The organism is Lysobacter niastensis, assembly GCF_015453285.1.
In the GTDB taxonomy this organism is placed as follows: domain Bacteria; phylum Pseudomonadota; class Gammaproteobacteria; order Xanthomonadales; family Xanthomonadaceae; genus Lysobacter_J; species Lysobacter_J niastensis.
Genome location: NZ_JADLZT010000002.1, coordinates 128,533 through 149,511, shown reverse-complemented (window position 1 = coordinate 149,511; position 20,979 = coordinate 128,533). Strand labels below are relative to the sequence as shown.

Below are 20,979 nucleotides of genomic sequence, written 5' to 3'. Positions count from 1 at the left end.
GAAGCGGCGCAACGCACCATGGCCGATGGTCCGCAGCTGCGCACCCTGCTGCTGACCGACCTGTGCGACTCGACCTCTCTGGTCGAGCGCATCGGCGATGTCGCCGCCGCGGGCCTGTTCCGCGAGCACGACGGCCTCGTTCTGCAGTTGCAGCAGCAATGGCGCGGACGGCTGATTGATCGCTCCGACGGCATGCTGTTGTTGTTCGAACGTCCGATCGACGGCCTTGGCTTCGCGCTCGACTACGAGCGCGGCCTGCAGATGCTCGGTCGCTCGCGCAACCTCGAGCTGCGCGCACGCGCCGGCCTGCACGTCGGCGAAGTGCTGACCTGGCGCAACAGCGACACCGCGGTGCGGCTGGGCGCCAAGCCGCTGGAAGTCGAAGGCCTGGCCAAGCCGATGGCGGCGCGCCTGATGTCGATGGCGCGGCCCGGCCAGATCCTGCTGTCGGCCGTCGCCGAGCCGCTGGCGCACCGCGCCGCGCGTGAACTCGGCGAGCGTGGCCAGCACCTGATCTGGAAATCGCTCGGCCGCTGGCGGTTCAAGGGCTTGCCCGAGTCGCAGTACATCTTCGAGGTCGGCGAACCCGGCATCGCGCCGCTGCGAGCGCCGCCGAACACACCCAAGGCCTGGCGCGACATCCCGCTGTGGCGCCGACCGGCCGCGCTGGTCGCCGAAGTCGCACTGATTGCCGCGGTCGGCGTCGGCGCGTGGTTCGTCACACGCCCGCAGCCGGCGATCGCCTTCAACCAGCGCGACTGGGTCGTCGTCGCCGACCTGCGCAACCTGACCGGCCAGAGCGTGCTGGACGACTCGCTGGAGCAGGCATTCCGCATCAGCCTGGAGCAGTCGCGCTACGTCAACGTGCTCAGCGACCTGAAGGCGCGCGACACGCTGGCGCGCATGCAGCGCTCGCCCGATACCACGCTCGACCGTGCCATCGCATCCGAGATCGCGCTGCGCGACGGCGCGCGCGCGGTGATCCTGCCGACCGTGGCGGAGGTGGGCGGTCGCGTGCGAGTCAGTGCGGAAGTGATTGATCCGCACACGCAGGCGACGGTGTATGCGGAGTCGGCCGATGGCAACGGCGCGCAGTCCGCGCTCGCCTCGATCGACGACGTAACCGGAGCCCTGCGCGGCAAGCTGGGCGAGGCTTTGGAGTCCATCGAGAAGGACTCGGCACCGTTGCCGCAGGTGACGACCGTGAACCTCGACGCACTGCGTGCCTATGCGCTGGCGCAGAAAGCCTACGTCCGAGGGGCGTTTGCCGATGCTCTGAAGCTCTATACGAGCGCCACCAATCTGGACCCCCAGTTTGCACTGGCCTGGTTGGGCCAGGTGCGCGCCCGCGTATCTAGCATGCAGGCCCCACAGGCCGTCGATCCGCTGCGTCGCGCGCAGACGCTGCAGCAGCGGCTCCCGACACGTGAGCGCATGTACCTGGACGCGTGGGCGGCGGAGTTCGACGATCCCAGCGCGGCACTCGACCGTTGGATCGAACTGGCGAGTCTCTATCCGGACTTCTGGCCCGGCAACGGCAACGCCGCGGCGGGCCTCAATTGGCAGAACCGCCTGGCGGAGGCGCTGCCGTTTGCCATCCGCAATACGTCGCCGCAGAACGAGTTGGCGGCGATCGGCTACGACGTGGTGGGCCGTGTGCGTCTGGGGCTCGAGCAGTATGAGCTTGCCGCCACGGCGTTCGACCAGGCCACCATCCGTGGGTTCAAGAACAGTCTGCGACGCCAGGCGGACGTCGAGGCCGCGCAGCGCCGGTACGCCAGCGCCGCGCGCCTGCTCGGCACCGCCCCGGCGAATGATGTCTACGCCTATCTCGACCGTACCAGCCTGGCCATCGACCAGGGGCGTTGGAGCGAGGCGCAACGCCAGGCGGGCGCGGCACTCAGGTTGCTCCAAGGGCAGGACGGGTTCGACGCTCGATCATTCCTTATGCCTGCCGCAGTGGCGGATTGGCTCGCCGGCGACCGCGCAGCGGCCCTGGGCAAGGCATCGAGCGCCATGCGGGCTTCGCTGGCTTCGCTGGATTCCGGTAGTGGCGATGCCGTCGGTGATGCGGGACTGGCGATGTCCGCCGCGATGCTGGGACTGAGGTTGGACGACCGCGCCATCAGCGGCGAAGTCCAGCGGGCACTCGCCCGGCACGAGCAGCTGATGCGACATCCGAAGCTGAGCGAGCAGATGGCGGTGCTGCGTGCCGAGGAGCTGCGTCTGGGTGGAAAGCCCGGCGAAGCGGTTGCGATCCTGCTGCCGCTAATCACCGGAAATGAGCGATATCAGACGCGCGTAGCGCTGATGGAGGCCTATGCGGCCGGACCTGAGCGGGCACGTGCGTTGGAGCAGTCGAAATGGCTGCAACAACGACGTGGCCTGGCCTACATCGAGCAGGGTTGCGGGCAGTGCCTGCAGGCGTTGAATGTCGCTGACTCGAATCTTGCGGTGCTGCGCCAGGCAGAACTGCTCCACGCTGCCGGGGACAACGCAGGTGCTGCCCGGGCGGCCGCGAGCTTCGACCGGTTGTGGCCGGCCGAGGCTCTGAACGGTCACTTCAAAGTGCGGCGGTCGTCGCTGGGATTCGCGTCCAACTGAGGCGTGGTGTGGTTGAGCCCGGTCAGAAGCATGCCGCGGATCTCGGCACGCGCCGTGGAGATCGCTTCCTTTGAAGCGAGCTGCTTGACGCAGCAGGTTACGAACAACTCCGGCTGCGCGCTGCCTTCCGGCTTCGACTGGGGTGCCGGGCGTTTGTACCCGATGGTCTCCAGCGCCGCCACCGGGTCGCGGCTGAAGTGATCCCGGAACGAATCGTCGCTGCTTAGCAGATTCAACAGTTTGTCGGCTACCGCCGCATCCAGCGGTGCGGTCCTGTTCTCGTTGGTCATCCCCATTCCCCTGTCCCGGCCATTTCGCCGGCTTCGCGAATCTAACCGCCGAATCTTTCTGCGACAACCATCACGCGCTGGCAGTGGCGCGATAACCTTGGGGGAACTGTTCGGCTCTGGGGAAGAGATGCGAGTTCGGCGATGCGCGGTGCTGTTCCTGGAGCCGCGGGAAGAGGTCCGCTTCGAGTGGGAACAACTGCTGTCCGGAGGCGACGGCCTGATCCGGCGGCGGCGTTGGATGGCGTTGGCACCGCACCTGGACCGCGAGATGGAAGTCGATGCCGATGCGCGCGAGTGTCTCGGAGTGCTGGGCCCTTCCGAGTGGGTTCGCATCGACGAGGTGCCGGCACCGCGATCCGTCATCGATCGCCTGGTCGAGGAGGGGCTGCTGATTTGCGATGCCGCGGAACACGCCGTCATGCGCGAGCGTGACGAAGTCCTGCGCAATACCTACTGGCACCCGCTCGCCGCAACGCTGCACGCATTCACCCGCTGGAGCGGTGTGGACACCGTGCAGAACATGAAAGACAGCGGCACCGAGACCGCTGCGCAGATGCGCGAGGTGCTGGGCGCGCCGCCCATCGAGGCGGAAGTGCGCAGCGACGAGGATGGGCGATTGATGTTGCCTCGCATCGCCGCGAACGCATTCGACGACCTGCTCGCCCGCCGCGTCACCTGCCGCAATTTCGACGCGAACCGCAAGCTGCCGCTCGAGCTGTTCGCGCAGCTGCTGCAGCGCGTGTTCGCCGCGCAGGCCGAGGTGCGGGTCAGCGACGACACCGTGTTCCTGAAGAAGAACGTGCCCTCCGGCGGCGGCCTGCATCCGATGGAGTGCTACCTGATGGTGCAGCACGTCGAAGGCGTCGTGCCCGGCCTGTACCACTACCACGCGCAACACCACGCGCTGGAGCCGATGTCCGGCGCGGACAAGCCGCTGCGCGAGTTCATGATGGACATGGTCGCGCAGCAGCACTGGTTCGCCGACGCGCATGTGATGGTGCTCTTGTCGCCGCGCTTCGACCGGACTTTCTGGAAGTACCGCCACCATGCCAAGGGCTACCGGGTGGTGGCGCTGGAAGCCGGCCACCTCTCGCAGACGCTCTACCTGGCCGCGACCGAGGCCGGCCTGGGCGCATTCATCACCGGCGCGATCAACGAGAAGGAGCTGGAACAGGCCTTCGGGCTGGACCCGATCCACCAGGGCGCCCTCGCGATCTGCGGCTTCGGCTGGCGCGGCGAGGTCATGGAAACGGCGGAGCTGGACCCGGCCGGAACGGTGTGGACGGCGGCCTGAGCCTGGGTCCGTCGGGACTGTCCGGAGCGCCTCCAACACGGCACATGACACGGCGTGAAGGGGCCGCTAAGGTTCGCCGATATTTTCTCGACCCATATCCAACGACAGGGAGTTCCCAGGATGCGTTCGTTTTTGTTCAGTGTGCTTTTCGTCATCGTTGCGGCCGGTGCATCGGCGCAGGCCGTCGAGCGCAAGCCGATGGCTATTGCCCCCATTCTCGAGCAGCAGGCAGAGATCCGGGATGGCGTGATTGCCGGCACGGGGCGTTACAAGAACATCCCCGCCTCCAAGCGCGTCGATCTGCTCTCCAAGCAGGCCGGCCTGATGGAAATGCTCAAGGGCAAGACGTCCACCGATGATCTCAGCGAGCCGCAGCGCATCGAAGCGTTCAATACGCTCGAGTACATCGAGGCGGCCATCAACGGTACCGATGACGAGCGGATGATCTGCCATCGCGAGAAGGTGATCGGCACCACGCGCATCACGCGCGTTTGCCGCACCGTCGCGGATGATCGCCGCTTCCGTGAGGAGGCGCGCGAGCGCATGGAGCACGGGGACCCGTTCGGCCAGCGTTGATTGGGCCAATCCCAAGAAAAAAGGCGGCCTCCTGGCCGCCTTTTTTGTTCAGCTTTGTGAGAGCGAGCGTGAACGCGCTGGCGGCGGGTTTTGGGGCGTCGCGGGCGCCTTCGCGGGGTGTTGTGGCGAGGGGGGCGGCGAGCTAACTTGTCGCAAGTCACGTTTTCCCCCGCCCGAGGTTGCCATGAAGATAGGTGTGTTCGTGCTTTCGTTGCTGCTGATGTCGACGGCCGCCATGGCCTCGGTCGACCGCAGTGTCCTGCTGATCGATGACATCAAGACCGAGCAGGCCAAGATCCGTGTCGATGTGGAGTCGCGCAAGGCTCCGTATGACGACCTGTCCGCATCCGAGCGCAGCGAACTGCTGGCGAAGCAGTCGCGCATGCTCAACATGCTCGATGGCAAGCAATCGACCGACGAGCTGAACGAGCAGCAGAAAACCGAGGTGTTCAACACCCTCGAATGGATCGAGTCTGTCGCCAACAACTCCGCGGACGAGCGCATCGTCTGCGAGCGTCGTGCGATCCTCGGCAGCACCCGCAAAGAGCGCATCTGCAAGACCGCCGGCCAGTGGCGCGAAGAGCGCGAAGCCGCGCGCAACATGATGGACGCCGGCGGCATCTGCTCGGACTGCAAGAACAACTGATACGTCCCCCCAACCGTTGGATGCCGGCGGGCCCGTGAGCCCGCCTGGCGATGGAGGCACCTCCCATGAAAGTGTCCGTCGTCGTCCTTGTTCTTTCGCTGTGCGCATCGCTTCCGGCATTCGCCAACGCCGACAAGCTGGTGCAGATCCTCGACCAGCAACGCGAGATCCGCACCGAGTCGGAAAGTTCGACCGGTGCTTATTCGCGCTTCGATCGTGAAGCGTTGGCCCGGATGCATGCGGCGCAGGACCGCATCTTCACGCTGCTCGATGGCGTGACATCGCTGGACCAGCTCAAGCCCGGCCAGCAGGTCGAGTTGTTCAACGCCATCGAGGAGGTCAAGGCCGTCCTCACCAGCAACGAAGCCGACAAGCAGAAATGCTGGCGCGAGCACAAACTGGGTTCGACGATTCCGAAGACGCGCTGCGCGACGGTCGCCGAGATCCAGCAGATCCGCCAGGGCGCGGACGACTGGAAGGGCGAGCCGAGCGTCTGCGGCAACCTGGGGGCGGGAGTCGACTGCGGAGGCAATGCCCGCAGTCCCATCGGTCAGCGTTGACGGCGATACGGAAGTAAGGACTTACGTCTCAACAGGAGGAGACCATGAAACGACTCACGCTATGCCTTTGGTTGTTGTTGCCGTTGGCTGCCCTGGCCGGTGAGCCGGTAACGGCCGAGAGCGGCCTGCAGTTGATCCTGAAGCAGCAGAACGAGCTGAAAGCCGACATCGACGCGGGTCGCACCGACGGCCTGACCACGCGCCAGGTCAACCAGATCCGCAAGGCGCAGGTGGAAGTGTTCGCCGTGACCGAAGGCAAGACTGGCCTGGGCCAGCTGACGGTCGAGGAGCAGGTTCGCCTGGAGAACGCGCTGGAGCGCATCAACGCCGAGGTGCAGAACACACGGGCCGCTCGCGACAACCAGAACGTGTGCTGGCGCGAACGCGTCTCCGGCACCAAGGTCAACGTGACCCGTTGCGGTACCGAAGCCGAGATGCGCGAAGCGCGCGAAGGCGCCCGCGATTTCCTCGAGCGTCCCAAGGTCTGCGGCGTCAACTGCGGCTGAGGGTTTGCGGGGCCGGCGCCATGCCGGCCCTGCTTTGTCAGGAGCAAATCACGAGGACGCCGTCGCGCCCGCCCAGGCGCGCCGGTAACCGATCGCCTCGCCAAGGTGCTCCCGCTGGATGTCGGCCTGGCCAGCGAGATCGGCGATGGTGCGTGCGACGCGCAGTATCCGGTGCATCGAACGCGCCGACAGTTGCAGCGTATCGACGGCGCGTTCGAGCAGCGCGTGATCGCGTTCGGACAGCCGGCAGTGGGCGGCGGTCGCGGCCTGGTCGAGCTGGGCATTCGGCTTGCCGGCGCGGTGCTGCTGGCGCTGGCGTGCGTCGGCCACGCGCTCGCGCACCTGCGAGCTCGGCTCGCTCGGACTCGCATCGGGCCGGAGGTCCGCAGCCGGCAGCCGCGGAACGTCGATGTGCAGGTCGATGCGATCGAGCAGCGGGCCCGAGATGCGTGCGCGGTAGCGACGGATCGCATCCGGGCTGCAGCGACAGCGCCCACTGGCATCGCCGGCCCAGCCGCAGGGACACGGGTTCATTGCCGCGACCAGTTGGAACCGTGCCGGGAACTCCGAGCTGCGCGCCGCGCGCGAGACGGTGACGACGCCGGATTCGAGCGGCTCCCGCAGCACCTCCAGTGCGCGACGGTCCCACTCCGGCAGTTCGTCGAGGAACAGCACGCCCTGGTGCGCCAGCGAGATCTCGCCTGGACGCGGATCGGCCCCTCCGCCCACCAGCGCCACCGCGCTGGCCGTGTGGTGCGGCGCCCGGAACGGGCGCTCGCGCCAGCGGGCTGGATCGATGCCGCGGCCGCTGATCGAGGCGATCGCCGCCGTTTCCAGGGCTTCGGCCTCCGAGGCCTCCGGCAACAGGCCGGGCAGGCGCGAGGCGAGCAGGGTCTTGCCGCAGCCCGGTGGTCCGACGAGAAGCAGGTGATGCGCCCCGGCCGCGGCAACCTCCAATGCGCGTCGCGCCTGGGTCTGGCCGCGCACGTCGGCGAGGTCGGGGCCGGGATTGCGGGGAAGCATGTCGGCCTGCGCGCGCGGCAGCGCCTTGCGCCCGTGCAGCAGGGCACAGACTTCCAGCAGCGTCCGCGCCGTGCAGGCTTCGACGCGACTGGCCAGGGCGGCTTCCGGACCGTTGCCGGCCGGAATCACCAGTCCGCGTCCGGCCTCGGCGGCAGCCAGTGCGGCGGGCAGCACGCCATCGACCGCGCGCAGCTCGCCGGTCAGGCCAAGCTCACCGAGGAACTCGTACTGCTCCAGTGGCTCCAGCGGCACCTGGCCGCTGGCGGCGAGGATGCCCAGCGCGATGGCCAGGTCGAAGCGGCCGCCATCCTTGGGCAGGTCAGCGGGTGCCAGGTTGATGGTGATGCGCCGCGCCGGGAACTCGAACTGGGCGCACTGGATCGCGGCACGCACCCGGTCGCGCGCTTCGCGGACCGCCGCTTCGGGCAGGCCGACGATCGACATCGCCGGCAACCCGCCGCCCAGATGCACCTCCACGCGAACCGCAGGCGCACGGACCCCCGATCGCGCACGGCTGTGCACGAGTGCCAGGTTCATCGGTGGGGGCCTCAGTGGCGGGGCGTCTGTCCGCCGGTACCGGTGCCGATCTGCGTTTCCAGGTCGGCCACCGCGCGCTGCAGTTCTTCCAGCTTCTCGCGGGTGCGCATCAGCACGGCCCGCTGCACGTCGAATTCCTCACGCGTCACCAGATCGAGCTTGGCCAGCCCCGACTGCAGGACCGCCTTGAAGTTCTGCTGCAGTTCCTCGCGGCTCTCACGCACGCCAGGGGGAACCAGTCCACTGAGGCGGCGGGCCAGTTCGTCGATTTGGGTGAGGTCGATCATGATGTCCTCCGGCATTGGGACCGAGCATGGCGGGGCGGATGTGATGCCGCCGTAGGCGCCAGCCGCGGGCCCTTGTCGGAAAAGGGTGGTGCGGTGGGGGGCGCCACTCTAGCAGCTTGTTGAAGGGCGCCCATCCCAGTCGACGTTCAAATCGCGGGTCCGGTTCACGCCCGGACTCGCCGAGGCCAGCATGCGCGACGCGTCTGCCTGGCCGCGTCGACGGGATGTTCTCGACACCCCGCTGGCGCAGGGGCGGCCTCGCGCTATCCTGCCGCCGGAATATTGGAGACATGCAATGAAGATGGTCATGGCGGTGATCAAGCCGTTCAAGCTCGACGACGTCCGCGAGGCGCTGGCCGAGGCCGGAGTCGCCGGCATCACCGCCACCGAGGTGAAGGGCTTCGGGCGGCAGAAGGGTCACACCGAGCTCTACCGGGGCGCGGAGTACGTGGTCGATTTCCTGCCCAAGATCAAGCTGGAAGTGGCCGTCACCGACGACCAGGCCGATGCCGTGGTCGAGGCGATCATGAAGGCGGCCGGCACCGGCAAGATCGGCGACGGCAAGATCTTCGTCTGGGACCTGGAGCGTGCGGTGCGCATCCGCACCGGCGAGGTCGATTCGGACGCGCTGTAACACCGGAGCCGGCGCTGGCCGGTGCCCCACGCGCAACGGAGGACGTGATGAGCCAATTGCTGCAGCTCAGCATGCCGTGGTGGGAGTTCGTGCTGCGTGCGGTCGTGGTCTACGGCGTGCTGCTGGCGATGATCCGCCTGTCCGGCAAGCGCACGATGGGGCAGTTCACCGCCTTCGACATGCTGCTGATCGTGCTGCTCGGCAACGCCGTCCAGAACGCGTTGCTGGGCGAGGACAGCTCGATCGCCGGCGGTTTGCTGCTGGCGGCCACGCTCATCACGCTGAACTGGCTGGTCGGGTTCTTCGCCTCACGCAGCCAGAAGGTGGAGCGCCTGCTGGAGGGCGAGCCGGTGGTGCTCGCTCGCAACGGACACGTGTTCCGCGACGTGCTGAAGCGCGAGCTGGTCAGTCGCGACGATTTCGCCAAGGCGATGCGCGAGGCCGGCTGCAGCGATGTCAATCATGTCCATCTCGCGCTGCTGGAAACCAACGGCCACATCACGATCCTGACGCGCGATTCCGAAAAGAATGCTGCGGGTTGAGGCCGCGCGCGCCGGGCATCAAGCGCCGAGTTCGCCCAGCCAGTCGCGGGGACGCAGGTAATCGGCGAGCTTCGCCTCGGCAGAATCCGCTTCCGGCGCGAAGCCGTACTCCCAGCGCACCAGCGGCGGCAGGCTCATCAGGATCGACTCGGTGCGGCCGCCGGACTGCAAGCCGAACAGCGTGCCGCGGTCGAACACCAGGTTGAACTCGACGTAGCGGCCTCGGCGGTAGAGCTGGAACTGGCGCTCGCGCTCGCCGTACGGCGTGTCCTTGCGGCGCGCCACCAGCGGCAGGTAGGCGTCGAGGAAACCGTCGCCGACCGCGCGCATGTAGGCGAAGTCGCGGTCGAAGTCCTCGTGCAGGTCGTCGAAGAACAGGCCGCCGACGCCGCGCGTCTCGTTGCGGTGCTTGAGGAAGAAGTACTCGTCGCACCAGTGCTTGTGCTTCTCGTAACGCGCCTTCGCGCCGAACGGCTCGCACAGCCCGCGCGCGGTGCGGTGCCAGTGCAGCACGTCGTCGTCGAACGGATAGAACGGTGTCAGGTCGAAGCCGCCGCCGAACCACCAGGCCACGGTCTCGCCGTCGCGGATCGCGCGGAAATGGCGGACGTTGGCGTGCGTGGTCGGCAGGTACGGGTTGTTCGGATGGAACACCAGCGACACGCCGACCGCGCGCCACGAGGCGCCGGCCAGTTCCGGCCGCGCCGCCGTCGCCGACGGCGGCAGCTTGGTGCCGGACACGTCGGAAAAGCCGATGCCGGCCTGCTCGAACACGGCGCCGTCGCGCAGGATGCGCGTGCGGCCGCCGCCACCTTCGGCGCGCTGCCAGCGGTCCTCGGCGAAGCGGGCACGCCCGTCGGCACCTTCGATGGCGGCGCAGATACGGTCCTGCAGACCGGTCAGGTATTCGCGGACGGCATCGAAGCCGGAATCTGGCGCGGTCATGTTCACGAGGCCATAGCGGGGACGGCGCGCATGATAGCCGCCGCCCGGTTCAGGGGCCGTGCGCCGTTGAAACCCTTGATTCGGAACTCCGCTGCCTGCGTGGGAGAAGGCCATGCGCATTCGTCGTCGAACGCTCGCTCTGGTCGTACTTGCCCTGGCCGCCTGCTCGAAAGAGCCGACGCCTCCGGCGACGACCGCCGCGACCCCGCCTCCGGCCGCCCAGCCGGCGCCCGCCGCCCCGCCGCCCGCCGCCGCGCCCGCACCGGCGCCAAGCGAGAAGGTATTCAGCCAGGAAGAACTGGACCAGATGGTCGCGCCGATCGCGCTGTACCCGGACTCGCTGCTGGCGCAGGTGCTGATGGCATCGACCTATCCCGGCAACGTGGCCGACGCGGTCGCCTGGTCGAAGGCGCATCCGGACGCCAAGGGCGACGCCGCGGTCACTCAGGTCGCCTCGCAGCCCTGGGATCCCAGCGTGCAGTCGCTGGTGGCGTTCCCGCAGGCGCTGGCCACGCTCGGCCAGGATCCGGCCTGGGTGCAACGGCTGGGCGATGCGTTCCTGGCGCAGCCGGACGACGTCATGGACGCCGTGCAGCGGCTGCGCCGGCAGGCGCAAGCCGCCGGCAACCTGGCGTCGAATGAATACCAGAAGGTCACGGTGGAGCCTCCCACCGCCGCGCCGCCGCCCGCATCCGCGCCTTCGACCGGCGCGGTCGTCGAGGAGGTCCAGACCCAGTCCTCGCCGACCATCATCATCGAGCCGAGCAATCCCGAAACGGTCTACGTGCCCAGCTACAACCCGACCACCGTGTACGGGACCTGGGCCTATCCGTCGTATCCGCCGGCCTACTATCCGCCGCCGCCGGGCTACTACGCCGGCAGCGCGTTGATGACCGGCCTTGCCTTCGGCACCGGCATCGCCATCACCAATGCGCTGTGGGGCGATTGCGACTGGGGTGGCGGCTGGGGCGGCGGCGACGTCGATATCGACGTCAACCGCTACAACAACATCAATACCAACCGCCAGATCAATTCGAACAACTGGAGCCACAACGCCGCCAATCGCAACGGCGTGCCGTACCGCGACCGCGCCAGCCGCGAACAGTACGGGCGCCAGCTCAACGACAGCGGACGGCGCGATGCGTTTCGCGGCGACGACCCGGCACGTGCCGACCAGCGTGCGAAAGCGAGACAGTCGATGGAGCAGCGCGGCATCGAGCGTCCGGGCAGTGCCGACCGCTCCGCTCGCGATCGCGCGCAGACGGCGCAGCGGGATCTGCGCGACAACCAGTCGCGCGACCAGGCGCGTGATCGTGCCCGTCAGAGCACCGAGCGGGCGCAGGCGCAGGATCGGCAGCGCCAGCAGGCCGGTGCGACGCGCGATCGCGCGCAGGCGCAGGACCGGCAGCGGGCGCAATCGGGACAAGCGGCTCGCGATCGCTCGCAGGCGCAGGATCGCCAGCGCGCGCAATCAGGACAGGCCGCGCGTGACCGCGCGCAGGCCCAAAGCCGTGCGGGTGGGCAGAAGCATCAGCAACGCCAGGGCAACACGCAGGCACGCGACTCCGCTCGCCGCCAGCAGGCCTCGCGCCAGGCGCCCCAGAACAATGCGTTCTCCGGTGCGCACAACCCGTCGCAGTCGCGCGCGCAAGCCGATCGCGGCCGGTCCAGCCACGCCTCCGCGAGCCGGCCGCAGGGCTCGCGTGGTGGTGGTGGACAACAGGTCGCACGCCAGTCCCGCTCGGCGCCGCAGCGTAGCGGCGGTGGGCATCGTCGTTGAGGAGGGGAGCCATGAAGACGAACCGCACGCTCAAGCTCACCATCGCGCTGGCGATCGCCGCGGCGGCACCGCTGGTGCAGGCGCAGCAGGCGTATCCCAGCCAGCAGGAAGCCGCCGACGCGCTGGTCGCGGCGCTCGGCACGCAGAAGGCCGACGCGCAGAAGCTCGCCGCGCTGCTCGGCAAGGACTGGCAGAGCTACATTCCGACCGAGGGCGTCGATCGCAGCGATGTCGACGCATTCCTCAGCGGATACAGACAGAGCCATTCCTTCGAGTCCACGCCTGAGGGCCAGGCATTCCTCTCGGTGGGCAAGGATGGCTGGAAGTTTCCGATCCCGCTGGCCAAGTCGGGCAATGGGTGGAAGTTCGATACCCGCGCTGGTTCCGAGGTGATCCGCGAGCGCCGCATCGGCCGCAATGAACTGGCCACGGTGGAGTCGGCGCGCGCCTACGACGATGCGCAGATGGAGTACGCCGAGGTCGATCGCGACGGTGATGGCGTGCTCGAGTACGCGCAGAAGATCCTCAGTACCGACGGCCTGCACGACGGCCTGTACTGGTCCGACGACGACAGCGGTGAGATCAGCCCGCTCGGGCCGTTGTTCGCCGATGCATCGCCCGGCAGCGACTGGCACGGCTACCACTACCGCATCCTGACCGCGCAAGGTCCGTCGGCGCCCGGCGGTGCTTACAACTACATCCTCGGCAAGAACATGAGCCGCGGGTTCGCGCTGGTCGCGTGGCCGGCCAAGTACGGCGACACCGGCGTCATGAGCTTCATGATCAGCCACGACGGCGAGGTGTTCGAGAAGGACATGGGGCCTGGCAGCGAAAAGCTCGCCAAGGCGATGACGAAGTTCGATCCGGACAGCAGCTGGAAGGAAGTGCCGGAGGGCACGACGGCGTCGGCGCAACCCTGATTGCGGCGGCTCGTCCAGCGCCAGCGGTGAAGTGGACGGCGATCGCCACGGGCGCCGTCCACAGTGTCGAATCCGGTGCGGAATACCGCGCCATGGGGGCGACAAGGTCGTGGTATTCAGCAAGAGCGGCGCAAGCTTGCCTTGCTCGCGATGGAGGGACTCCGATGCGTACTTACGGACCTCGTTTCCTGGCGGTCATGCTGCTTGTGTCGGCTGCCGGCGCGCACGGCTCGCCCGTCACGCGCACCTCGCCCTCGCTCTCCGTGGCCGCGATCGCACAATCGGCCACAGCGGCATCGACGCCGGCGGAGAAGACGTTCAGCAACGAAGAGCTCGACCAGATGATGGCGCAGGTCGCGCTGTATCCGGATTCGCTGCTCGCCCAGGTCCTGATGGCCTCGACCTATCCCGGTGACGTCGCCGACGCCGTGAAGTGGTCGAAAGCGCATCCCGATGCGAAGGGCGAAGCCGCCGTGAAGCAAGTGGCCAACGAAGCGTGGGACCCGAGCGTGCAATCGCTGGTGGCGTTCCCGCAGCTACTCGCGGTGCTCGGCCAGGACCCGTCCTGGGTGCAGAAGATGGGCGATGCCTTCCTGGCACAGCCGGAAGCGGTGATGGATTCGGTGCAGCGGTTGCGCCGCCAGGCCGAAGCGGCCGGCAACCTGAAATCGAACGAGCAGCAGAAAGTGACCACGCAGCCGGCACCCCCGCCGGCGGCTGGCGCCACCACGACGACCACGCAGCCGGCGTCGCAGACCATCGTCATCGAGCCGACCAATCCCGAAGTCGTCTACGTGCCCAGCTACAACCCCAGCGTGGTGTACGGCAGTTGGGCCTATCCGTCGTACCCGCCCTACTACTACCCGCCGCCGGCGTACTACTACCCGGGCGCGGCGCTCTTCAGCTTCGGCATCGGCGTCGCCGTGGGCGGCGCGCTGTGGGGCAACTGCAACTGGGGGGGCGGCGACATCGATATCGACGTCGACCGTTACAACAACTTCAACAGCAACCGCCAGATCAACCGCGGCGACAACACCTGGCGCCACAATGCCGCCAATCGAGATGGCGTGCCGTACCGCGATCGCGCCAGCCGCGAGCAGTACGGACGGCAACTGGACGGCGCGGGGCAGCGCGACCAGTACCGCGGCCGCGACGGCGCGCGCACGGCCGATCGCGATCGCGCACGGCAATCGATGGAGCAGCGCGGAATCCAACCCCCGGCCGCCAGCAACCGCGAGGCCCAGCAACGGGCCGGCCAGGCGTCGCGCGACATCGCCCAGCAGCCGCGTTCGCGCGACCAGGCTTCCGCGCGGCAAGGACGCACCGGCGACGCGCAGCGTCCATCGCAATCCAACGCGCAGGCACGCCAGGGTTCACGTGATGCCTATTCCGGATCGCGAGCCGCGCAAGACAACAACGCGTTTTCGGGATCGCGCAATCCCAGCCAGTCGCGATCGAACGCGAGCAGGGGGCACGGCAGCTATCAGTCGTCGCAGCGTCCCTCGAGTTCGCGCGGCGGTGGCCGTCCCGTGTCGCGCCCCTCGCGTGGTGGCGGTGGCGCGCGCCGTCGCTGAGCCAGCCGTCGCAGAGCAAGGAGACCGTCCATGATCGCAACCATCCGCCTGCTTTCGATGACCTGCTTCGCGCTGCTGGCGACCGCGGCGCAGGCGCAGCAGTCGTATCCCACGCCTGACGCCGCGGCTGACGCGCTGGTCGCCGCACTAGGAACGAAGGACGCCGATGCCGCCCGCCTCGACGCCGTGCTCGGGCCGCAATGGCAGAGCGTCATTCCGTCCGGCAGCGTCGAACGAGACGACGTAGATGCCTTCCTCGCCCGCTACCGGGAGCATCACGCGTTCGAGAAACCTGCGCCGGACCGCGCCGTCCTCGCGGTCGGCAAGGACGCGTGGACGCTGCCGGTTCCGCTGGTGAAAGGGAGCGGCGGCTGGGCCTTCGATCTCAAGGCCGGCGAACCCGAAATCCGTGCGCGGCGCATCGGACGCAACGAGCTCGCCGCCATGCAGGCCGCGCTCGCCTACCACGATGCGCAGATGGACTATGCCTCGGCCGATCGCAACGGCGATGGCGTGCTCGAATATGCGCAGAAGTTCCTCAGCAGCGACGGCAAGCACGACGGCCTGTACTGGGCCGACGATGGCGAGGAAAGCCCGCTGGGACCGCTGTTCGGCGATGACACGCCGCAGGGCGAGTGGGAGGGCTACCACTACCGCATCCTCACCGCGCAGGGTACGTCGGCTCCCGGTGGCGCCTACGACTACCAGCTGGGCGGAAAGATGAGCCGCGGTTTCGCACTGGTGGCGTGGCCAGCACGGTACGGCGACAGCGGCGTCATGACGTTCATGATCAGCCACGAAGGCGACGTCTTCGAAAAGGACATCGGGCCGGACACCGACAAGGTGGCGCGGGCGATGACGAAGTTCGATCCGGACAGCAGCTGGAAGGAAGCCAGCAAGGATGAAACTGCCGCCGCAAAGCCGTGACAGGATGAAAAACAGGAACGCCGCGACGTCATCGTCGCGGCGTTCCTGTTTGCGAAGCCAGGACTCGCTTACTTCAGCGTGCGCTGGAACAGCTCGTAGATCCGGCGGTACTCGTCGTACCAAGCGTCCGGATGCGTGAAGCCATGGCGCTCCAGCGGATACGGCGCGATCTCCCACTTGTCCTTGCGCAGCTCGATCAGCTTCTGCGTCAGCATCACCGAGTCCTTGAAGAACACGTTGTCGTCGATCATGCCGTGCGCGATCAGCAGGTTGTCCTGCAGCTTGTCGGCGTACTCGATCGGCGAGGAGGTCTTGTAGGCCTCCGGATCGAGCACCGGCGTGTTGAGGATGTTGCTGGTGTACTCGTGGTTGTACTGGGACCAGTCCACCACGGGGCGCAGCGCGGCGCCGGCCTTGAACGTGCCCGGCGAGCGGAACAGCGCCATGAACGTCATGAAGCCGCCGTAGCTGCCGCCGTAAATGCCAGCGCGATCACGGTCGCCCTGCTTGTTGGCGACCAGCCAGTCCAGGCCGTCCAGGTAATCCTCGAGCTCCGGATGGCCCATGTTGCGGTAGATCGCGGTGCGCCAGTCGCGGCCATAGCCTTCGCTGGCGCGGTAGTCGAGGTCGAGCACGACGTAGCCCTGCTGAACCAGCAGGTTGTGGAACATCTGCTCGCGGAAGTAGTTCGGGTAACGGTCGGACACGTTCTGCAGGTAGCCCGCACCGTGCACGAACATCACGATCGGATACTTGCGGCCGGCCTCATAGTTCTTCGGGCCGTAGAACTTGCCCCACACCACGCCGGCACCATGCTTGCTCGGCACCTGCACGTACTCGGGTTCGATCCACTCGCGATTCCTGAACTCCGGCTTGCGCGTGTCGGTCAGCTGCACGACGCCGTCGCCGTTGGCGTTGACCACTGCCAGCTGCGGCGGCGTGTAGCTGTCGGAGTGGCGCACCAGCAGCTTCGCGCCGTCCGGCGACAGCGAGAAGTCCTCGACGCCGTCGAGCGCGGTGACTTCGCGCACGCCACCGCCGTTGCGGTCGACGAAGCAGACTTCGTAATCGCCCGGCCACTTCTGGTTGCAGACGAAATAGAAGCCCTTGCCGTCGGCCGACAGCTGCGGTGCGGACACCTCCCACTTGCCCGAGGTCAGCGCGCGCGCCTTGCCGCCGTCGTTGAGGTACAGGTGCGAGTAACCGCTGCGCTCGGAGAGGAACCACAGCGTGTTGTCAGGCGTCCAGCCGAACTCGTTGAAGCCCCAGTTGATCCAGGCCTTGTCGGTGAGGCGGTCGCGCGTGACGAGCTTCGCGTTGGCGAGGTCGCCGGTCGCGGGCGTGACCGTTGCAAGCCAACGATCCTTGTTGTCGACCGCGCGGATGAGCACGGCGGCATTGCGGCCGTCATCGCTCCAGTGGATGGCAGGGCTGTTGCCGTCGCCGACGCGCACCTCGCGATTGCCCTTCAGCGGGTCCTTCTTGGCGGCCTTGCGCATCGCCGCGAGCGGGTCTTCGCCGATGCCGGGCAGCGCGTCGAACTTCAGCTCGGTAGCCTTGGCACCGGCGACGTCGACCAGCCACAGCTTCTGCGGCAGCGGCGCATTGCGGCCGACGCGCGTGCGTGCCTCCTCGAACTCTTCGTAACCCGACTCGGTCACGTACTTGGGCATCTTGCTGGCCTGGCCTTCGTCGCCGCTCTTGGCCTGTGTCACCACCAGCATCCACTTCGCATCCGGCGACAGCGCGCTGTCGACGATCTTCACGTCGTCGCCCAGGTACGCAGGGGCCGGCGCGCGGGTCGGATCGGCGCTGCGCCATTCGCTGTCCTGCGCGCGCGCGGCGTCGCGCTGGGCGCGATCGTTCTTCAGCGTCGCGATCATCGCCAGCTGGCGCTCGCGCAGGTCGTCGGCCTTCGGGGCGGCAGCCGGATCCTTCTCGGCCTTGACCACGGCGGCCTGGCTCACGCCCTGCCCGGCGCGCCACTGCGACCACGTCTCGCCGCTGCGGAACACGAGGTTGCCGTCATGGCTCCACTGCGGCTGCGAGTCGGCCTCGTTGCTGCGCGTGACCTGGGTCAGCGCGCCGCTGCGCAGGTCGCGCACGAACACGTCGCCGTTGCGGACGAAAGCCATGCGGGTGCGCTGGGCGTCGAACACCGGGCTGGTGGCATCCAGTTCCGCGCGCGCGGCGCCTTCGACCCTGGCCGCGCCGCCAGCCGCCAGGCCCTGCTGCCAGGTGTCGCGGATCGTCGCGCCTTCGCGCTTGAGCTGGTACTGGACGTGCTGGCCGTCCCAGGCCCACCAGGCCTGTTCGACGGCCGGCCCGATCCAGTCCGGATCGGCCATGGCCTGGTCGAGGGTGATCACGCTGGTGGAAGCGGGAGTCTGCGCCTGCGCCTGCGGGGCGAGCAGCAGGGCGGTCAGGGCAACGGCGGAAGCGATCGGTGTCAGGCGCATGTGCGGTCGGGCAGCTCGGGTCGATGGGACAAACCGCCGCAGCGTATCAGTCCGCGGGTTTGCCGGATCGGGCCATGCGTCATGCCCGCGAGCCCGGGCATGGCGTCGTCCGGACGGCCGGAACCCGCGCCGGGTGTGGCTTTTGCGCCCGCCGATGGACCTGATCCCCTGTTATCCGACCGCAACTGATCCTTTGCGCGGCCTTACGGCGGCGCCGACAATATCGGTCGCGGCGCCGCTGCGTGTGCCGCGGAGATGAGCATCCATGGATGCCTTGCTGCTGTCGCGGATCCAGTTCGGCTTCGTGATCTCGTTCCACATCCTGTTCCCGGCCTTCACGATCGGCCTGGCGAGCTGGCTGGCTTTCGTCGAGTGGCGATGGCTGCGCACCCGCGACACGCTCTGGCGGGACCTGTTCTTCTTCTGGACCAAGATATTCGCCGTGTCGTTCGGCATGGGCGTGGTGTCCGGCATCGTCATGAGCTTCCAGTTCGGTACGAACTGGGCGACGCTCAGCGAGCAGGCCGGCAACATCCTCGGGCCGCTGCTCAGCTATGAAGTGTTGACCGCGTTCTTCCTCGAGGCGACGTTCCTCGGCGTGATGCTGTTCGGCTGGGGCCGCGTCAGCGAGAAGATGCATTTCCTCGCCACCTGCATGGTCGCGCTGGGCACGCTGATCTCGACGTTCTGGATCATCTCCGCCAACAGCTGGATGCAGACGCCGGCCGGCTACCAGATCGTCAACGGTGTCTTCGAACCGGCGAACTGGTGGCAGATCATCTTCAATCCGTCGTTCCCGTACCGGCTCGCGCACATGGTGCTGGCCGCGTTCATCACCACCTGCTTCGTGATCGGTGGCGTCGGCGCTTCGTACCTGCTGCGCGGCGTGCACATCGAAGCCGGGCGGCGCCTGCTCAAGGCCGCGGTGATCTTCGCCGCGATCACGGTGCCGACGCAGGTCATGGTCGGCGACCAGCACGGTCTCAACGCGCTCGAGCACCAGCCGATCAAGGTCGCCGCGATGGAAGGTCATTGGGAGCACGAACCCAAGGGTGAGGGCGTGCCGCTGATCCTGTTCGCCGTGCCCAACGAGAAGACCGAAAGCAACGACTTCGAGATCGCGCTGCCGCGCCTGGGCAGCGTGATCCTCACCCACTCGCTGGACGGCGAGATCCAGCCGCTGAAGTCGGTGCCGGCGAGCGAGCGCCCGCCGGTGAAGCCTGTGTTCTTCGCGTTCCGCGTGATGGTCGGCATCGGCACGGCGATGCTGCTGCTGGTGCTGGCGTCGCTGTGGACATGGCGGCGCGGGCGACTCTACGAATCCCGGTGGGTGCTGCGCGGCTGGCGCGTGATGATGATGTCGGGCTTCGTCGCTCTGCTCGCGGGCTGGTACGTGGTCGAGATCGGCCGCCAGCCCTATGTCGTCTACGGCCTGCTGCGCACCGCCGACGCGGTCAGCCCGACCGTGGCCGCGGCCAGCGTGATGACGTCGCTGATCGTCTATGCCGCGGTGTACTCGATCGTGTTCGGTGCCGGCATCTGGTACCTGCGCCGCCTGATCGTGCAGGGTCCGCACCCGCACGAACCACCGCAGCACACGGAACACGGCGACAAGACACCGGCGCGTCCGCTGTCGGCGGCCGACGAGACCGTGGCGCCGACCGGGGAGGGCGCATGATGGACATGGCAACCGTGCTGCCGGTGATCTGGTTCGGCGTGATCGGCTTCGGCGTGCTGATGTACGTGCTGCTCGACGGCTTCGTGCTCGGGCTCGGCATCCTTGCGCCGTTCGCCGAGGACGAGCATCAGCTCGACCACATGATGAACACCGCCGCGCCGATCTGGGACGGCAACGAGACCTGGCTCGTGCTCGGCGGTGCCGGGCTGCTCGCGGCCTTCCCGAAGGCGTACGCGGTGGTGCTGTCGGCGCTGTACCTGCCGGTGCTGCTGATGCTGATCGCGCTGGTGTTCCGCGGCGTCGCCTTCGAGTTCCGCTTCAAGGCGCAGCGCGCCAAGCCGGCGTGGGGCGCTGCGTTCGCGCTCGGCTCGATGTTCGCCGCGTTCGCCCAGGGCGTGATCCTCGGCGCGCTGGTCGAAGGCATGCCCATGCAGGGCGGCAAGTACGTCGGCGGTGCGTTCTCGTGGTTCAGCCCGTTCTCGATGCTGACCGGCGTCGCGGTGTTGTTCGGCTACGCGCTGCTCGGCGCGACGTGGCTGGTGCTCAAGACCGATGGCCGCATGCAGCAGGTCGCGCGCGGCCTGACGCGGCCGCTGGTGCTGGTGGTGGTGGCCTTCATGGGGCTGGTCAGCGCGTGGCTGCCGTTCCTCGACTCGCGGATCATGGCGCGCTGGTTCGAGGGCGGGAACTTCTGGTGGCTGGCGCCGGTGCCGCTGCTGGCGCTGGCCAACGCGTTCGCGCTGTGGCGCGCGGCGATGCACCAGGGCCGCGATGCCGCGCCGTTCCTGCTGACGCTGTGCTTCTTCGCGCTCGGCTTCGCCGGCCTGGTGCTGGGCATCTGGCCGAACATCGTGCCGCCGTCGATGACCATCTGGGATGCCGCTTCACCGCCGTCCTCGCAGGGCTTCGTGCTCGCCGGCCTGGTGGTGCTGTTGCCGGCGATCCTGGGCTACACGTACTGGTCCTACCGCGTGTTCAGGGGCAAGGTCTCGGCCGACTCCGGGTATCACTGAAGGCGGACGGTGCAAGCGCCGCCATCGCCGATAGCGGCGGCTCCATGGATCAGAACGGATCAGAACGCGGCTGAACAGCGGCGTGCGCGCCATCCTTTGCTGATCCCCGCTTTTCCGCGCTTGCGCGGGTATGCTGTGCGCAACGTCATGTGCGACGCGCTGTTGCCGACGCTACCCGCCGACC

Annotated in this window: 19 protein-coding genes; 14 read left to right on the top strand and 5 right to left on the bottom strand. The window is 67.8% G+C overall.

Translation table 11 applies throughout. From position 1 onward, the window contains the following. Positions 1-18 precede the first annotated feature (18 nt). Complete coding sequence (locus IU514_RS03390) at positions 19-2,604, top strand: putative peptide modification system cyclase (protein WP_194929670.1); 2,586 nt, start codon at positions 19-21, stop codon at positions 2,602-2,604. On the opposite strand, the gene IU514_RS03385 is transcribed toward IU514_RS03390, so the two are convergent. Next, positions 2,559-2,894, bottom strand: a complete 336-nt coding sequence (locus IU514_RS03385) for an NHLP-related RiPP peptide (RefSeq protein ID WP_194929669.1) — start codon at positions 2,892-2,894, stop codon at positions 2,559-2,561. The genes IU514_RS03390 and IU514_RS03385 overlap by 46 nt on opposite strands. Before the next feature lie 127 nt (positions 2,895-3,021). On the opposite strand from IU514_RS03385, the gene IU514_RS03380 reads away from it, so the two are divergent. The 5 genes from IU514_RS03380 to IU514_RS03360 all read left to right on the top strand — a co-directional run bounded on the left by IU514_RS03380 (position 3,022) and on the right by IU514_RS03360 (position 6,476). Continuing rightward, positions 3,022-4,188, top strand: coding sequence for a putative peptide maturation dehydrogenase (locus IU514_RS03380; RefSeq protein WP_194929668.1), 1,167 nt, complete (start codon positions 3,022-3,024; stop codon positions 4,186-4,188). A gap of 54 nt (positions 4,189-4,242) precedes the next feature. Next, entirely contained in the window at positions 4,243-4,764 is a 522-nt protein-coding gene (locus IU514_RS03375; RefSeq protein WP_194929667.1) for a hypothetical protein, read from the top strand. A 184-nt stretch (positions 4,765-4,948) separates the two neighbouring features. Then, positions 4,949-5,410 carry a hypothetical protein gene (locus IU514_RS03370; RefSeq protein WP_194929666.1) on the top strand — a complete coding sequence of 154 codons (462 nt, stop codon included), beginning with the start codon at positions 4,949-4,951 and terminating at the stop codon, positions 5,408-5,410. Positions 5,411-5,475: 65 nt separating this feature from the next. Continuing rightward, positions 5,476-5,970: a hypothetical protein gene (locus tag IU514_RS03365; RefSeq protein ID WP_194929665.1), complete on the top strand. Its 495-nt coding sequence runs from the start codon at positions 5,476-5,478 to the stop codon at positions 5,968-5,970. Positions 5,971-6,014: 44 nt separating this feature from the next. Next, positions 6,015-6,476 (top strand): hypothetical protein, encoded by a 462-nt coding sequence (locus IU514_RS03360; protein ID WP_194929664.1) that lies wholly within the window; start codon positions 6,015-6,017, stop codon positions 6,474-6,476. A 48-nt stretch (positions 6,477-6,524) separates the two neighbouring features. Here IU514_RS03360 and IU514_RS03355 read toward each other — a convergent pair whose 3' ends face one another. Both IU514_RS03355 and ubiK read right to left on the bottom strand, forming a co-directional pair. Further along, entirely contained in the window at positions 6,525-8,036 is a 1,512-nt protein-coding gene (locus tag IU514_RS03355) for a YifB family Mg chelatase-like AAA ATPase (protein WP_194929663.1), read from the bottom strand. Between the two features lie 11 nt (positions 8,037-8,047). Beyond that, the gene (gene ubiK, locus IU514_RS03350; protein WP_194929662.1) at positions 8,048-8,323 is read right to left on the bottom strand and encodes a ubiquinone biosynthesis accessory factor UbiK; all 276 of its coding nucleotides are present in this window, start codon (positions 8,321-8,323) and stop codon (positions 8,048-8,050) included. A 295-nt stretch (positions 8,324-8,618) separates the two neighbouring features. On the opposite strand from ubiK, the gene IU514_RS03345 reads away from it, so the two are divergent. Further along, the gene (locus IU514_RS03345; RefSeq protein ID WP_194929661.1) at positions 8,619-8,957 is read left to right on the top strand and encodes a P-II family nitrogen regulator; all 339 of its coding nucleotides are present in this window, start codon (positions 8,619-8,621) and stop codon (positions 8,955-8,957) included. 47 nt (positions 8,958-9,004) lie between these two features. Next, positions 9,005-9,499, top strand: a complete 495-nt coding sequence (locus IU514_RS03340) for a DUF421 domain-containing protein (RefSeq protein ID WP_194929660.1) — start codon at positions 9,005-9,007, stop codon at positions 9,497-9,499. 18 nt (positions 9,500-9,517) lie between these two features. Here the strand turns inward: IU514_RS03340 and hemF are convergent, their stop codons facing one another. After that, the gene (gene hemF / locus IU514_RS03335; protein ID WP_194929659.1) at positions 9,518-10,444 is read right to left on the bottom strand and encodes an oxygen-dependent coproporphyrinogen oxidase; all 927 of its coding nucleotides are present in this window, start codon (positions 10,442-10,444) and stop codon (positions 9,518-9,520) included. Positions 10,445-10,556: 112 nt separating this feature from the next. On the opposite strand from hemF, the gene IU514_RS03330 reads away from it, so the two are divergent. The 4 genes from IU514_RS03330 (at position 10,557) to IU514_RS03315 (ending at position 15,645) form a co-directional block, all read left to right on the top strand. Continuing rightward, positions 10,557-12,224, top strand: a complete 1,668-nt coding sequence (locus IU514_RS03330; protein WP_194929658.1) for a DUF3300 domain-containing protein — start codon at positions 10,557-10,559, stop codon at positions 12,222-12,224. Between the two features lie 11 nt (positions 12,225-12,235). Further along, entirely contained in the window at positions 12,236-13,144 is a 909-nt protein-coding gene (locus tag IU514_RS03325; RefSeq protein ID WP_194929657.1) for a DUF2950 domain-containing protein, read from the top strand. A gap of 164 nt (positions 13,145-13,308) precedes the next feature. After that, on the top strand, positions 13,309-14,718 hold the full coding sequence (locus IU514_RS03320; protein ID WP_194929656.1) for a DUF3300 domain-containing protein: 1,410 nt from the start codon (positions 13,309-13,311) through the stop codon (positions 14,716-14,718). Positions 14,719-14,748: 30 nt separating this feature from the next. Continuing rightward, positions 14,749-15,645: a DUF2950 domain-containing protein gene (locus IU514_RS03315; RefSeq protein ID WP_194929655.1), complete on the top strand. Its 897-nt coding sequence runs from the start codon at positions 14,749-14,751 to the stop codon at positions 15,643-15,645. A 68-nt stretch (positions 15,646-15,713) separates the two neighbouring features. On the opposite strand, the gene IU514_RS03310 is transcribed toward IU514_RS03315, so the two are convergent. Beyond that, positions 15,714-18,104 carry a S9 family peptidase gene (locus tag IU514_RS03310; RefSeq protein WP_228760465.1) on the bottom strand — a complete coding sequence of 797 codons (2,391 nt, stop codon included), beginning with the start codon at positions 18,102-18,104 and terminating at the stop codon, positions 15,714-15,716. A 265-nt stretch (positions 18,105-18,369) separates the two neighbouring features. Here IU514_RS03310 and IU514_RS03305 point away from each other — a divergent pair, with 265 nt between their 5' ends. Both IU514_RS03305 and cydB read left to right on the top strand, forming a co-directional pair. Further along, complete coding sequence (locus IU514_RS03305) at positions 18,370-19,782, top strand: cytochrome ubiquinol oxidase subunit I (protein ID WP_194929654.1); 1,413 nt, start codon at positions 18,370-18,372, stop codon at positions 19,780-19,782. Continuing rightward, positions 19,782-20,795, top strand: coding sequence for a cytochrome d ubiquinol oxidase subunit II (gene cydB / locus IU514_RS03300; RefSeq protein WP_194929984.1), 1,014 nt, complete (start codon positions 19,782-19,784; stop codon positions 20,793-20,795). Before IU514_RS03305 ends, cydB begins: the two co-directional genes overlap by 1 nt. Positions 20,796-20,979 lie beyond the last annotated feature (184 nt).